This window comes from Bdellovibrionales bacterium (assembly GCA_016714165.1).
Classification (GTDB): domain Bacteria; phylum Bdellovibrionota; class Bdellovibrionia; order Bdellovibrionales; family UBA1609; genus JADJVA01.
On sequence record JADJNU010000001.1, the window covers coordinates 1,727,257 to 1,739,786 of the forward strand.

23 protein-coding genes and 1 pseudogene are annotated in these 12,530 nt (G+C 47.0%); all 24 read right to left on the reverse strand.

The window, feature by feature from the left end; all coding sequences use genetic code 11:
• Positions 1-2: 2 nt before the first annotated feature.
• Positions 3-500, reverse strand: a complete 498-nt coding sequence (locus tag IPJ71_07660) for a biopolymer transporter ExbD (GenBank protein MBK7843560.1) — start codon at positions 498-500, stop codon at positions 3-5.
• Positions 501-520: 20 nt separating this feature from the next.
• Positions 521-976 carry a biopolymer transporter ExbD gene (locus tag IPJ71_07665; GenBank protein MBK7843561.1) on the reverse strand — a complete coding sequence of 152 codons (456 nt, stop codon included), beginning with the start codon at positions 974-976 and terminating at the stop codon, positions 521-523.
• Between the two features lie 54 nt (positions 977-1,030).
• Positions 1,031-1,756: a MotA/TolQ/ExbB proton channel family protein gene (locus tag IPJ71_07670; protein MBK7843562.1), complete on the reverse strand. Its 726-nt coding sequence runs from the start codon at positions 1,754-1,756 to the stop codon at positions 1,031-1,033.
• A 385-nt stretch (positions 1,757-2,141) separates the two neighbouring features.
• On the reverse strand, positions 2,142-2,645 hold the full coding sequence (gene rplQ / locus IPJ71_07675; GenBank protein MBK7843563.1) for a 50S ribosomal protein L17: 504 nt from the start codon (positions 2,643-2,645) through the stop codon (positions 2,142-2,144).
• A 36-nt stretch (positions 2,646-2,681) separates the two neighbouring features.
• A complete protein-coding gene (locus tag IPJ71_07680) occupies positions 2,682-3,740 on the reverse strand; it encodes a DNA-directed RNA polymerase subunit alpha (GenBank protein MBK7843564.1) in 1,059 nt (352 codons plus the stop codon).
• A 78-nt stretch (positions 3,741-3,818) separates the two neighbouring features.
• Positions 3,819-4,229 carry a 30S ribosomal protein S11 gene (rpsK, locus tag IPJ71_07685; GenBank protein ID MBK7843565.1) on the reverse strand — a complete coding sequence of 137 codons (411 nt, stop codon included), beginning with the start codon at positions 4,227-4,229 and terminating at the stop codon, positions 3,819-3,821.
• 13 nt (positions 4,230-4,242) lie between these two features.
• Complete coding sequence (gene rpsM, locus IPJ71_07690; GenBank protein MBK7843566.1) at positions 4,243-4,617, reverse strand: 30S ribosomal protein S13; 375 nt, start codon at positions 4,615-4,617, stop codon at positions 4,243-4,245.
• Between the two features lie 3 nt (positions 4,618-4,620).
• Positions 4,621-4,734 carry a 50S ribosomal protein L36 gene (rpmJ, locus tag IPJ71_07695; protein ID MBK7843567.1) on the reverse strand — a complete coding sequence of 38 codons (114 nt, stop codon included), beginning with the start codon at positions 4,732-4,734 and terminating at the stop codon, positions 4,621-4,623.
• 155 nt (positions 4,735-4,889) lie between these two features.
• Complete coding sequence (locus IPJ71_07700; protein MBK7843568.1) at positions 4,890-5,534, reverse strand: adenylate kinase; 645 nt, start codon at positions 5,532-5,534, stop codon at positions 4,890-4,892.
• A complete protein-coding gene (gene secY / locus IPJ71_07705) occupies positions 5,531-6,859 on the reverse strand; it encodes a preprotein translocase subunit SecY (protein ID MBK7843569.1) in 1,329 nt (442 codons plus the stop codon). The genes IPJ71_07700 and secY overlap by 4 nt, the downstream gene beginning before the upstream one ends.
• Positions 6,859-7,293, reverse strand: coding sequence for a 50S ribosomal protein L15 (rplO, locus tag IPJ71_07710; GenBank protein ID MBK7843570.1), 435 nt, complete (start codon positions 7,291-7,293; stop codon positions 6,859-6,861). Before rplO ends, secY begins: the two co-directional genes overlap by 1 nt.
• A 1-nt stretch (position 7,294) precedes the next feature.
• Complete coding sequence (rpmD, locus tag IPJ71_07715) at positions 7,295-7,480, reverse strand: 50S ribosomal protein L30 (protein MBK7843571.1); 186 nt, start codon at positions 7,478-7,480, stop codon at positions 7,295-7,297.
• 56 nt (positions 7,481-7,536) lie between these two features.
• Positions 7,537-7,992: a 30S ribosomal protein S5 gene (gene rpsE, locus IPJ71_07720; GenBank protein ID MBK7843572.1), complete on the reverse strand. Its 456-nt coding sequence runs from the start codon at positions 7,990-7,992 to the stop codon at positions 7,537-7,539.
• 11 nt (positions 7,993-8,003) lie between these two features.
• Positions 8,004-8,390, reverse strand: coding sequence for a 50S ribosomal protein L18 (locus tag IPJ71_07725; protein ID MBK7843573.1), 387 nt, complete (start codon positions 8,388-8,390; stop codon positions 8,004-8,006).
• Between the two features lie 20 nt (positions 8,391-8,410).
• Positions 8,411-8,956, reverse strand: coding sequence for a 50S ribosomal protein L6 (gene rplF / locus IPJ71_07730; GenBank protein MBK7843574.1), 546 nt, complete (start codon positions 8,954-8,956; stop codon positions 8,411-8,413).
• A gap of 12 nt (positions 8,957-8,968) precedes the next feature.
• Positions 8,969-9,358, reverse strand: coding sequence for a 30S ribosomal protein S8 (gene rpsH, locus IPJ71_07735; protein ID MBK7843575.1), 390 nt, complete (start codon positions 9,356-9,358; stop codon positions 8,969-8,971).
• A gap of 21 nt (positions 9,359-9,379) precedes the next feature.
• Positions 9,380-9,922, reverse strand: coding sequence for a 50S ribosomal protein L5 (gene rplE, locus IPJ71_07740; GenBank protein MBK7843576.1), 543 nt, complete (start codon positions 9,920-9,922; stop codon positions 9,380-9,382).
• 21 nt (positions 9,923-9,943) lie between these two features.
• Positions 9,944-10,312, reverse strand: coding sequence for a 50S ribosomal protein L14 (gene rplN, locus IPJ71_07745; GenBank protein MBK7843577.1), 369 nt, complete (start codon positions 10,310-10,312; stop codon positions 9,944-9,946).
• On the reverse strand, positions 10,309-10,608 hold the full coding sequence (gene rpsQ / locus IPJ71_07750; protein MBK7843578.1) for a 30S ribosomal protein S17: 300 nt from the start codon (positions 10,606-10,608) through the stop codon (positions 10,309-10,311). The genes rplN and rpsQ overlap by 4 nt, the downstream gene beginning before the upstream one ends.
• A gap of 10 nt (positions 10,609-10,618) precedes the next feature.
• Positions 10,619-10,810, reverse strand: coding sequence for a 50S ribosomal protein L29 (gene rpmC, locus IPJ71_07755; protein MBK7843579.1), 192 nt, complete (start codon positions 10,808-10,810; stop codon positions 10,619-10,621).
• Between the two features lie 4 nt (positions 10,811-10,814).
• Positions 10,815-11,222, reverse strand: coding sequence for a 50S ribosomal protein L16 (rplP, locus tag IPJ71_07760; GenBank protein MBK7843580.1), 408 nt, complete (start codon positions 11,220-11,222; stop codon positions 10,815-10,817).
• Positions 11,209-11,873 (reverse strand): annotated as a pseudogene (gene rpsC, locus IPJ71_07765) (30S ribosomal protein S3). The gene rplP and the pseudogene rpsC overlap by 14 nt, the downstream one beginning before the upstream one ends.
• Before the next feature lie 18 nt (positions 11,874-11,891).
• On the reverse strand, positions 11,892-12,224 hold the full coding sequence (rplV, locus tag IPJ71_07770) for a 50S ribosomal protein L22 (protein MBK7843581.1): 333 nt from the start codon (positions 12,222-12,224) through the stop codon (positions 11,892-11,894).
• Positions 12,225-12,237: 13 nt separating this feature from the next.
• Complete coding sequence (gene rpsS, locus IPJ71_07775) at positions 12,238-12,522, reverse strand: 30S ribosomal protein S19 (GenBank protein ID MBK7843582.1); 285 nt, start codon at positions 12,520-12,522, stop codon at positions 12,238-12,240.
• Positions 12,523-12,530: the final 8 nt, after the last annotated feature.

A 12,530-nucleotide genomic window follows, 5' to 3' on the forward strand; every position in this document is an offset into this window, starting at 1 on the left:
AGCTATTTAGCTAGTACAGCAAATCTCACTTCGCCAAATCCGGACTGAGCTCCAGCCAAAATAATCTGACTCAACTCATGATATGGTACGCGACGATCCGCTTGAACGGTCAGGGATGGCTCAACATTTTGATCATTTCCGGATGAAGCGAAAACTTGCTTTCGAATTCCAATGAGAATTTTTATCAAGTTTTTGATGGTCACCTCTTTGTCCTCAACAAATATCTTTCCAGAATCTAACTTAATCAGCGTTGTTCTCTTTAGTTCATCGGAAAGGCTTGCGGGCGGCAGCTCCATGTTTTTTGATAAACTGAGAACCTCACCTGACTTCGAGAAGCTAGCCAATAAGAAAATCACCAGAATTGAGAAGGCGTCGACAAGTGAGGTAATCATGAGGCCCGCAACTAAACTTTTTCGATTCTTGCCCTCTTTGGGAGAAATATTGGAGGCCGCTCTAATCGGGCTCGACATTGCTGTTTGCTGGATCACACTTCGAACCATTGCTTCGCCTCCATTTTCCCTCAAAGAGGAGCTATACCTAAATCAACCAAACCCACCTTCTTGCAGAGATCCATTAGAGCTATGATTTGCTCAAAAACAGAATTGACCCTGGGTTGAATCAGCACCGTTTTCAGCTCCGGAACAACGTCCTTCAGAATGCCCAATTGGCGCTCAACTGCCTCGAGGTTTAAAAAGCCGTCTATCCCCTCAACACGTGTTTTCTCAAATTTCCCTGACACCTTCCCCGCGTCCTTGAGAAGAAAAGTTAATCCACCATCCTCTTCCATGTGCGCCCAAACAACTGGAACCTTCTTCGTTTCGGCCAATGACTGACCGCCAATGGCATGCTTAACATTCATGGAACCAATGTTTATCAGAGTGGCCGAGAGCAAGAGCGAGCAAATCAAAGCGGATAAGAGCGAGATAAAGGGAATCAGATTTAACTCAAAATCAAGATCCTTCTTGTCCCTGGCCATGCTAAATCCCCCGACAAACGCGAATATTAAGATGAATATCCAAATTCCAAAAAACTAAGCGTCGATTGTGTTGTCGACAATCTTCTCAGTTGCTGAGCGATGTTTGGTCCGTGTGGCCGTTCTGCGCACTTCCACAGGTTCATAAGCAAAGCTCAGCCAATTGTAGATTTTAAGACCCGCCTGATTTAAATCTTCGCTCAAAGCACTGGCTCGATTTGATAAAATTGCGTACATGATCAAAGTTGGAATTGCCATCACGAGTCCATAGGCAGTCGCATTCATCGCCTCTGAAATTCCAGAAGAGAGAACTGCTGTCTTTTCTGGACCAGCCTTGTCGCCCACTGCAGAAAAGGAAGTTATCATCCCCGTAACCGTCCCCAAAAGTCCTGTGAGCGTGCCCACATTTGCCAACATCGGAAGAAAGGAGGTCCGCTTCTCAATCCGAGCGTTCTCTGCTAATAGCGCCTCGTCCATCTTTCCCTGAATCTCATCCCTGCCTCCGAGATTCATTGCAGCCTGAAGCCCATTCAGCACAGCTCCCGCCAAAGGCTGTTGGGCCAGCTCCCTCTCGGCCAACTGACATGCCTCACTGAGCTGACCTCGCCGAATCAGGGATTCAAATCCAGCTGCAAAAGCCCTCTGGTTGCTCTTTCTTCGAAAATAGAGATAGCTCACTCGCTCAATGATAATCGCGGTCGCAGCCACTTGAACCGCCAAAATCAGCCACATCCAAGTGCCGCCCTGTACAAATGCTTCTGAAATACCTGCAAAGAATTTCATCGCCACTCCCCAAACAAGTTTAATGTTTATGATCTGTGGCTGTGCTCCCTAAGATCGCACAAATCTCCCCCCTCAAACCCAGTTCCCACAGGCCCCCATTTGTTCAATTATGGGTATTGAATTTTTTTCTCGTCAAGGTCTTGTTGAGAAATGTACTGCGTCTTAAAAAATAAGCTTCACAATCAGTTCATTTTTTTTAATCAGCATTTTTTAAACGCACGGCGTTTATTCATGTAAGAAAGGATAGGTCATCACATCCGTAGAGGAACGGGATAGACAGATTTGTCCCAGTATTAATATCACTATTCGGTATTTATTTTTCAGTACTTAGAATCGGTCCCCTTTAGCGGCAGACCGATCGAGTGAGACCCAAACAAAAAGTCTGTTAGAGGCCCCGATTCACTCGCCTTGCAGTTCCTTGAAGCCTTCGGCTCACTTTTCTCGCCTTCTTTACCGACTTCGCAACCCGTCTTGAGCGCTCTCTGCTACCAGCATCACCCTTCACAACTTCAGCTGAAGTTGCCTCAGGAAGCTCGAAATCTACGAACTGAATATATGCCATTTCCGCCTTATCTCCAGCACGAGACCCTAACTTGATGATCCTCGTGTACCCTCCAGGCCGAGTCTTAAATCGAACTGACAGATCACCCACGATCGTCTTCACAGCCTCCTCATTAGGATAACGTGATAGCAACAATCGCCGTGAATAAAGTGTGCCGCCCTTGCCTATCGTAATCGCCCTCTCGACGTGGCGCCGAAGTTCCTTTGCTTTTGGCAAGGTAGTCTTGATCCTACCGTGTTTAACTAAACTCGAAACTAAACCTCTCAATAGTGCAATCCGAGGTCCTTGTTTACGCCCAAAAGTATGCTTATCAACATTATGTCTCATCTCTTACTCCGAAAAAAATTTACCCCAGCCTTACAATTACGCAACTGGAGCCCGTGGACCGCCACTGGCTGGAGCAGCTGGCGGCTTTGGAGGACTGTTTGGATCCCATCCAACTGGCGGCCACCCGTCAATCTTCATTCCCAGGCCCAACCCCATGGTTGTCAATATTTCCTTAATCTCATTCAATGATTTGCGACCAAAGTTCTTGGTCTTCAACATCTCAGCTTCGCTCTTACACACCAACTCGCCAATATACCTAATATTAGCGTTCTTCAAACAGTTGGCACTCCGAACCGACAACTCTAAGTCATCAACCGACCTAAATAAATTATCATTCAATTGAGACGAGAGCACTTCTATCTGCTCGCTCACTGGCTCAATATTCTCATCAAAGGTAACAAAGACCTGCAACTGCTCTTTTAGAATCTTTGATCCAAGAGCAACCGCCTCCTCTGGCTTCAAAGAACCATCGGTCCAGACTTCGAAACTCAAAGAATCATAGTCTGTCCGCTGGCCAACTCGGGCTGCTGATACACTGTAGTTTACCCGACGAATCGGACTATGAATGGCGTCGACAGAAATGAAACCCAAGGGCAAATCCTTACCGGCCTCCCCTGCCTCCCGATAACCACGTTCATAACTAATAACTAATTCAGCTTCAAACTTTGCGTCCCTTCCAAGAGTAGCAATGTGCTGTTCTGGATTCAAAACCTCGACTTGTTCATTAAATTCGATGTCGGCGGCAGTTACCACTCCTGGCCCCTGCTTAACCACACGCACCGTCTTTGGCTCGGCATCAAACTGTCGAAATCGAACCTCCTTTAGATTCAAAATAATATCAGTCACGTCTTCCAAAACCTCTGGAATTGTACTGAACTCATGAAGAACTCCCTCAAACCGAACGGCTGACACCGCAGAACCCATCATGGAACTGAGCAACACCCTCCTCAGCGAATTCCCCAGAGTCACACCATAGCCTCTCTCGAGGGGCCGAATCACGAACTTACCGTAGCTGTCGCTTAAGCTCTCCTTATCGACTTCAAATCCCGCGGGCTTAATTAGATCGCGCCAAAATTTAAAATAATGCGGTTGCATATCGAGTTCACCCACAGCCAAACCTACCTTTCTCTAAACATCTTCAAAAAATAGCAAAGATGTCCCAACGAAACCAATCTAAATTCTTCTTCTTTTCGGAGGACGACATCCATTATGCGGAACTGGAGTTATATCACGCAAGGAAGAAACTCTCAAACCGCTCGCAGCAATGGCCCGAACAGCGGGTTCGCGACCAGCTCCAGGACCCTTAATGAAAACATCAACGGACTTCATCCCCGCATCCACTGCCTTCTTAGAAGCCTCCTGAGCCGCCATCTGGGCCGCAAATGGAGTGCCTTTTCGACTTCCCTTGAAACCAAGCATACCCGCTGTGGACCAACAAACTACATTGCCAACACCATCGGTGATAGTGACCACTGTATTCCCGAATCCCGCGGTAACATAACAACGACCACTGGGGACATTCCTCTTGATCTTTTTTCGAGGTGCAGATCCCTGTGTTTGATTTTGCTGTTGATTCGTTGCCATCTATAATACCTCTTTAAACTATTTTTTTCTTGTTTGCGACCGTCTTCTTAGGACCCTTTCGAGTGCGAGCATTCTGCCGAGTGCTCTGTCCTCGAACCGGCAATCCCTTCTTATGGCGAATCCCACGGTAGCAGCCAAGATCCATCAATCGCTTGATCGACATTCCTACTTCACGCCGCAGATCCCCTTCAACTTTGAAGCTAGAATCCATGATAGATCGGAGTTTTGCCAAATGCTCGTCCGTCAGGTCATCAGTCCTTAACCTAATATCAAAGCCCGACTTCTCCATGATCTTCGCAGCTCTTACGCGGCCAATTCCATAAACATAAGTCAAGGCCACTTCCAGCCTCTTCCCTCTTGGTAAATCGACACCAGCAATACGCGCCATCTTTTATCCCTGTCTCTGCTTGTGCTTGGGATTATCACAAATAATTCTGATAACTCCCTTACGTTTTATGATCTTGCACTTCTTGCAAATCTTTTTTACTGAAGCTCTAACTTTCATCACGCACCTCATCTAGTGCTATCAAGCTATACTCTTAACCACCTAATATCTATAACCAATCCAAAAACATTCCAAATCATCGGCCGCATCATCGGAAAACCAGAGCGCTGAAGCTAGCACCATGGCTCCAATGAGTCCAGGAAAAACCAATAAAATCAAGCGTTCAAAACGCTCTCGATCCGAGAAAAAACCTCGGCCGCTGTTCCTACACCGTTCACAATGCAAAGTTTCCCCGCATTTTCATAGTAGGCCTTTAAGGGTCGAGTACTCTCTTCGTAAGCTTCTATCCGAGTTTGAATAACTGCAGGTTTGTCATCCTCTCGTTGATAGATTTCCTTACCACCACACTCATCGCAAACGCCGTTCTCCTTGGGCCGCTTTGCAGCTACGTGATAGACTGCACCGCACGACCGACAAATTCTTCGACCTGTTAACCTCTCCATGAGCAAGGTCATCGGAATCTCAAGAAACACCGCCCTATCAATAAACAAATTATGATTCCTCAGCATCGCTTCAAGCGACTCTGCTTGATCCACTGTTCGCGGAAAGCCATCCAAAACAAAACTCTTCCCATGAAGGCGAATGAACTCCTCTTCAACCATCCCAACCACGATCGTATCAGGAACCAGTTTTCCCTGATCCATGTACTTCTTTGCTTCCATGCCAAGGCTACTTTTTGCCTTGATCGCGAGCCTAAACAAATCGCCCGTCGATATGTGATGCATTCCGTGCTGACTCGTCAAAAGCGCTGACTGGGTTCCCTTCCCAGCCCCCGGGGCCCCGAAGAGAAGAATGTTCAATATTGCACCCTCCGACTCCGTATCTTAACGCCCTTCATAATTCCTTCATATTTAGCGGTTAACAAATGAGATTGAATCTGCTGACTCGTATCTATCGCCACACCAACTAAGATAAGCAAACTCGTTCCACCAAAAAAGAATGGAAGACTGACTTTACTGGCCAAAATCGTTGGCATAATGCAAACCAGGCTCAAATAGGCAGAGCCACTCACTGTCAATCTATCTAAAACCTTCTTGATGTAGTCAGCTGTGCTCTTTCCTGCTCGAATACCGGGAACGAAACCACCGTATTTTTTTAAATTGTCAGCCACTTCGGTCGGATTAAACACAATCTCAGTGTAGAAAAAACAGAAGAACACGATCAGACCCACGAAAACAACATTGTAGATAGCGCCCGAAGGAGTGAGGCTTTGCTGGATATTTTGCATCCAGGGCTTGTCCACAAACTGCGCCACTGTGGCTGGAAACATCAACAAACTTGATGCAAAAATCGGAGGTATCACTCCCGAAAAATTGACCTTCAGAGGAAGATGACTCGCTTGCTGCTGCATGGCCTGTCTTCCTCCACCCCGTTGAGAATACTGGATTGGTATCCTTCTTTGTCCCACTTCCATAAACACAATAGCTGCAATAACGGCAATCATCCCAACCAGTAGAGCCAGAACGACAACACCACTCATATCCCCATTGGAAACCATTTCCCACAATTTAACTGTCCCATTGGGAACACCCGCTGCAATTCCAGAAAAAATAATTAAACTGGCACCATTGCCAATGCCCTTTTCAGTGATCTGCTCTCCCAACCACATGATAAAACAGGTACCGGCCGTCAAAGTCACGATTGTCACAAGCTTAAAAGAAAGAAACCCCAATCCAAATAGCGGAGTCATCACAAGAGGTGCGCCCCCGGGGCTATTCGAATTGCTTAGCCAAGAAGCCATGGCGTACCCCTGTACGATGGCCAGCGCTATCGTCCCATATCTCGTGTACTGATTCAATTTCTTGCGTCCGTGTTCTCCTTCCTTCTTTAGAGACTCCAAAAAAGGAACAGCTGTCTGCAGCAGCTGGAAAATAATAGACGCCGAGATATAAGGCATGATGCCCAGAGCAAATATACTGAACTTCTCCAAAGCACCACCGGTAAATGTGTTGAAGAGTCCAAAAATACCCCCGCTTTTTGATTGAAAGAACGCCAGCACGGCAGCTCCGTCAACTCCTGGAGTTGGAACCGACACACCCAATCGGTAAACCGCCAGCATGCCAAGAGTAAATAGTATACGCTTCCGGAGTTCTGCCGGAATCGCCAAGTTCTGTGGTGTCGACACTAGATGACCTCGATTTTTCCACCTGCTGATTCAATAGCAGCTTTAGCTTTTTCACTTACCTTATGCGCCTTAATAGTCAAAGGCTTCTTCAAATCGCCCCGCGCCAAAATCTTAACCAAGCCCTTGCCCACTAGGCCAGCTAATTTTAGCGTTTCTGGCGTCACATCACCATCGAAACGATTCAACTGCTCCAAATTTACGACTTGGTAAACTGTCTTGAAGGTCGCGTTCGTAAACCCGAATTTGGGTAAACGCCGAGCCATTGGAGACTGACCTCCCTCAAATCCGCGTCGCACTGTTCCGCCAGTGCGAGCCTTTTGCCCTTTATGACCCTTCGTTGCCGTACCACCTTTTCCCGAACCTCTACCACGGCCAATCCTCTTGCTATTGTGAGTTGATCCGCGCTTTGGTCTTAATGAGCCAAGAATTCCCATTCTATTTCTCCACTTTCACATCTAGGAGATGCTGAACCTTAAATATCTGACCCCTATTCGCATCGTTATCAGGAACAACCACTTCCTGGTTGATTTTCCTGAGCCCAAGACAGCGAACAGTATCCCTCTGATCTCTCGGAGTCCCAATTAAACTTCTCTTCAATTTCACACGAAAGGCCTTAGCCATTTTAATGTCCTTTTCTCAAATTCCCTAATTCCAGCACTATCAAATTCCTGGCGAACTTATTGCTGCCGTTGGTTCAACAGCTGCAGCAGACCATCGAGCGTCGCCCTGACCGCATTATGAGCATTTCTTGTTCCAATGCACTTTGTCAAAATATCCTTGATACCCACAGACTCCAAAACAGCCCTAACCGGCCCACCAGCGATAACCCCAGTACCTGGCGCGGCTGGGATCATGATGACCTTCGCAGCTCCAAAAGTCCCAATAACCTCATGGGGAATCGTTCGTCCGTCCTTCAAATTCACCTGCTTTAAAGCCTTTTTCGCTGTGCGACTGGCTTTTCCAATTGCCTCTGGAACTTCCCCGGCTTTGCCAGTACCAAATCCAACTTCACCATGACCATTTCCAGTCACAACGAGAGCTGAAAACGAAAAGCGCCGCCCACCCTTGACCACCTTGGCCACACGATTAATCGCGACAACTCTCTCTTGAAGCTCTCCGCCTTGATTTTCCACTCAAAATCTCCTTAAAAGTTAAGCCCAGCTTCACGTGCCGCTTCGGCCAATGCCTGTATCCGTCCGTGGTAAAGATAACCGCTTCGGTCAAAAACCACGTCCTTAATATTTTTAGCCAAGGCCTGCTTAGCAATTTCAGCACCAACTGCCTTTGCAGCATCCTTATTTGTTTTGGCTTCCTTCGTTTTCTTCTCCAAAGCCACCTTGAGCGTTGATGCCGAAACAATCACAGCTCCAGTCGCATCGTCTATCAACTGCGCATAAATATTACGCGTGCTCTTAAACACAGCAAACCGAGGCCTTTGAGCTGTTCCGATAATCTTCTTACGAATGCGCGCCCTCAACTTTATGCGCTTCACAACTTTTTCCGCAGTTTTTTTCCGAAATTTAATACGAATCACGGCCGTCCATCCTTACTTTATTTTTTACCAGCTGACTTACCAGCCTTACGACGAATTTGCTCATCTGCATACTTAACACCCTTACCAAGGTAAGGCTCCGGCGGTCGAAAACTGCGTATCTTTGCAGCCACTTGCCCAACCTTGCCTCGGTCCGGACCACTCACCATCAATGTCGTATTCTTCTCGACCTTGATGTCAATTCCATCGGGAATTGGATACTTTATTGGGTGACTATATCCCAAGTTGAGCTCCAACAACTTTCCGCTAACTGCCGCACGATAGCCGACTCCATTTAAAGTCAACTCTCGGCTCCAGCCCTTTGAAACGCCTGTCACGGCATTCTGAACCAATGCACGATAAAGACCGTGGAAGGCTCGACTACGAGGTTCATCATTCACTCGATTAAAAATCACCTGATTGCCATCGACCTTTGCAGATATGATATTTCTCATCGGCACAGTCAGGCTACTCTTAGCACCCTTTACGACGACCTCGTTCTTAGAAGTGACACTTACCTGAACACCACTCTCGAAATAAACTGGAGACCTACCTATACGTGACATAACTACACCCTATTACCAAATCTGGCACAATAATTCGCCACCAATATTCATCTTAACGGCATCATCGCCGCTCACGATTCCCCTATTCGTACTCAACAGTACCAAACCAAATCCAGATCGCACCTTCGGGATTTCATCCGAGCGCACATAAAATCGGCGCCCTGGACGACTCACTCGAGAAATGCTTCCCATCGCGTGTTTGCCATTCGGCAGATACTTCAAATAGACCCGCATAACTCCCTGACGACCATCCTTAGCTACTTTAAAGCTTCGAATATACCCGTTCTCCTGAAGTACCTGAGCAAGCCCCACACGCATATTAGAGCTTGGCACGTCCACCTTTTCATGTGCTGCCGAACCTGCATTTCGAATTCGTGTTAGAAAATCACCGATCGTGTCCATTCAATTCATCTCCTCAACAAGTTATCTCTTCCTAAAAGGCATCCCCAAGCTTTCCAATAAGGCTCTTCCCTCAGTATCATTATTTGCAGAAGTACAAATAGTGATATTCATTCCTCGAATCTTATCCACCTTATCGTAATCTATCTCGGGAAATACGATCTGCTCTTTCAATCCCATGTTATAGTTCCCTCGACCATCGAAACCACGAGGAGAAAGTCCCCGAAAATCTCTTACCTTGGGAATCGAAACATGTACCAAACGCTCCAAAAATGCCCACATTCTCTCTCGACGCAAAGTCACCCGCACACCGAGAGGAATATTCTCGCGCAGTTTAAAGTTCGCTATCGACTTCTTTGACTTCGTAATCACAGCTCTCTGACCAGCAATGTTTGTCATGTCCTCAACTAGAGCATCGAGAATCTTTGGATTCTTAACTGCATCGCCCGTGGTAACGTTCAATACAATTTTGCTCAACCGCGGTACTTGCATGACATTCTTCTTTCCCAACTGCTTCTGAAGCGCGGGACTGATATCTACCTTATAAGTTTCTTCTAGCGACTTCACAGCCACACTCCTCTTCGTTAATCAAAGTACTTCTGGGGCCAGTGATACTATCTTCAAAAACTGCTTAGCACGAAGCTCCCGGGCAACAGGACCAAATATACGTGTCCCAACCGGCTCCTTCTGGGCATTAATCAACACAGCTGAATTCTCATCAAACCGGATATAACTGCCATCAGCCCGACGAATCTTGTGTATTGTCCGCACTATGACCGCCTTAGCAACATCACCCTTCTTCACTTTGGAGTTTGGAAGAGCCTCTTTAACCGACACAACCACGATATCGCCCACCGATGCGTAACGCCGCTTCGATCCGCCCAGCACCTTTATGCACTGCACTTCACGCGCGCCAGAATTATCCGCAACTCTGAGCCTTGACTGCATTTGTATCATACAGTCACCGCCAATTGGTTTCGATTTCGTTCGACAATATCGACCAACTTCCAACGCTTCGTTCTGCTGATCGGGCGCGACTCAACGATCCGAACAATATCGCCCAACTTAGCTTCATTCTTCTCGTCATGAGCCTTAAATACAGAGGTTCTCCGAATAAACTTCCCGTACTTCTCGTGTCGAACTGTCCGGCTCGTCTCCACTGAAATTGTCTTGTGCATTTTATCGCTGACGACCTTACCGATAACTTCACTTTTTCGGCGTCGCGTATCCACCTGTGTTTCAACTCCACTCATCGTCATCACCTCACTGAGCCAACTTGATATTTAATGCCGTCCGAACTCGAGCGATATCTCGGCGCAGAATGCGTATAGACACCGGACTAGCAACCTGGCCCAAGGAATGCTTCATCTTAAGACTAAAATGCTCATCACGCATCTGCCCCAACCGCTTTCGCAACTCTTCCACTGTCAAATCACGTATGTCAGCAAATTTCACAAAACTACTCCCGAGCTAAAAAGCGTGTTTTAAAAGGCAACTTATGTGCGGCCAATCTAAATGCCTCAGCTGCCTGCTCACGCGTCACACCGTTAATCTCAAACAACAAACGCCCTGGCTTTATCACCGCGACCCAATACTCCGGATTGCCCTTTCCAGATCCCATCCGAGTCTCAGCCGCCTTCTTCGTTACGGGCCTATCAGGATAAACCCTCAGCCACATGTTTCCGCCCCGCTTAACGGAACGACTGATTGCTATGCGACTCGCTTCGAGCTGTCGAGCACTCAACCGCCCCGACTCCGTTGCCATCAAGCCAAAGTCTCCAAAAGCGATATCATTCCCACGAGTTGCAAATCCCTTATAGCGCCCCCGAAACTGCTTTCTCCATTTAACTCTCTTAGGACTTAACACGACCAGCCTCCTCAATCTCTCGGGCCGACAGAACATCTCCTCGATAGATCCATACTTTAACGCCGATCAAGCCGTAACCCGTCAGAGCTTCTGCCGTCCCATAGTCAATGTCGGCGCGAAGTGTATGCAACGGAACGCTCTTCTCGTTGTACCATTCCGTACGAGCGATCTCAGCCCCGTCCAATCGGCCCGCCACCATGATCTTAATTCCTCGAACACCACTCCGAACCGAAGCTGCAAGTGCCTTCTTTAGAGCACGGCGCCACGATATGCGCTTTTCCAACTGCAAAGCAATATTTTCTGCTACCAACTGAGCATCAAGATCCGGCTTACGAACTTCCTGAATATTCAAAAAAACTTCATTTGGCGTAAGTCGCTGAATGTCTGCCTTCAGCGAATCAATTCCGGTTCCCTTTTTCCAATCACCACACCAGGTCGCGCAGTCATGATAATTATCTTAATTTTATTAGCTGCCCGCTCCATTTCAATCTTCGACACGCCTGCGTGTTTCAACTTATCTTTGATGTATTTACGCAGCTTAAAATCCTCATGGAGATTAACTGTGTACTGAGGCCCCTTCGCAAACCAACGCGAGTCCCAAGTTCTGATAACACCAACCCTTAAACCGATCGGATTAACCTTCTGTCCCACCGAATCCGCCTTCCTTAATTACTTCTCACCCAAAATCAGGTTTATATGACTTAACTTCTTCTTTACCTGAAAGGCACGCCCTTGAGCCCGAGGACGAAACCTCTTCATCGAAGGCCCTTCATCAACATAAACTGTCTTCACATAGAGATTATCGACATCAATAACCTCTTTATTCTCAGCATTAGCTACAGCTGACTCAATTAATTTCTTCATCAGACCAGCCGTCTTCTTTTTCATAAACACAAGAATCCGAACAGCTTCATTCAAATCTTTCCCGCGAATCTCATCCGCTACAAGTCGAGCCTTCTGAGCCCCTACTCGAGCAAATCGCAAACTTGCCTTCACTTCCATGATAATCCTCTACTTACTTTTTCACCGGAGCCTGAGCTTTTTTCTCAGAATGTCCGTGGAATGTTCTAGTTGCGGAAAACTCCCCTAGCTTATGTCCGATCATATTTTCGTTCACATAAACTGGAACAAATTTCTTCCCATTATGTACAGCAAAAGTAAGACCCACGGCCTCAGGAAGAATTGTCGAACGCCGCGACCACGTTTTTATGACTCTCTTATCACCACTACCTACCGCCTTTTCAATCTTCTTAATCAGGTGGTAATCAATAAACGGACCTTTTTTAACTGACCTTGCCACAATCTGCT

What these genes read in the sequence shown, in the direction of transcription:
- rpmD (MBK7843571.1), bottom strand. Translation starts at nt 7,480, where the DNA reads ATGGCTAAGGCCTTTCGTGTGAAATTGAAGAGAAGTTTAATTGGGACT.
- rpsM (MBK7843566.1), bottom strand. Translation starts at nt 4,617, where the DNA reads ATGGCGCGTATTGCTGGTGTCGATTTACCAAGAGGGAAGAGGCTGGAA.
- rplN (MBK7843577.1), bottom strand. Translation starts at nt 10,312, where the DNA reads ATGATACAAATGCAGTCAAGGCTCAGAGTTGCGGATAATTCTGGCGCG.
- IPJ71_07665 (MBK7843561.1), bottom strand. Translation starts at nt 976, where the DNA reads ATGGCCAGGGACAAGAAGGATCTTGATTTTGAGTTAAATCTGATTCCC.
- IPJ71_07680 (MBK7843564.1), bottom strand. Translation starts at nt 3,740, where the DNA reads ATGCAACCGCATTATTTTAAATTTTGGCGCGATCTAATTAAGCCCGCG.
- rpmJ (MBK7843567.1), bottom strand. Translation starts at nt 4,734, where the DNA reads ATGAAAGTTAGAGCTTCAGTAAAAAAGATTTGCAAGAAGTGCAAGATC.
- IPJ71_07660 (MBK7843560.1), bottom strand. Translation starts at nt 500, where the DNA reads ATGGTTCGAAGTGTGATCCAGCAAACAGCAATGTCGAGCCCGATTAGA.
- rpsK (MBK7843565.1), bottom strand. Translation starts at nt 4,229, where the DNA reads ATGGCAACGAATCAACAGCAAAATCAAACACAGGGATCTGCACCTCGA.
- rplV (MBK7843581.1), bottom strand. Translation starts at nt 12,224, where the DNA reads ATGGAAGTGAAGGCAAGTTTGCGATTTGCTCGAGTAGGGGCTCAGAAG.
- IPJ71_07670 (MBK7843562.1), bottom strand. Translation starts at nt 1,756, where the DNA reads ATGAAATTCTTTGCAGGTATTTCAGAAGCATTTGTACAGGGCGGCACT.
- rplF (MBK7843574.1), bottom strand. Translation starts at nt 8,956, where the DNA reads ATGTCACGTATAGGTAGGTCTCCAGTTTATTTCGAGAGTGGTGTTCAG.
- rplO (MBK7843570.1), bottom strand. Translation starts at nt 7,293, where the DNA reads ATGGGAATTCTTGGCTCATTAAGACCAAAGCGCGGATCAACTCACAAT.
- rplQ (MBK7843563.1), bottom strand. Translation starts at nt 2,645, where the DNA reads ATGAGACATAATGTTGATAAGCATACTTTTGGGCGTAAACAAGGACCT.
- rpsH (MBK7843575.1), bottom strand. Translation starts at nt 9,358, where the DNA reads ATGGACACGATCGGTGATTTTCTAACACGAATTCGAAATGCAGGTTCG.
- rpsQ (MBK7843578.1), bottom strand. Translation starts at nt 10,608, where the DNA reads ATGAGTGGAGTTGAAACACAGGTGGATACGCGACGCCGAAAAAGTGAA.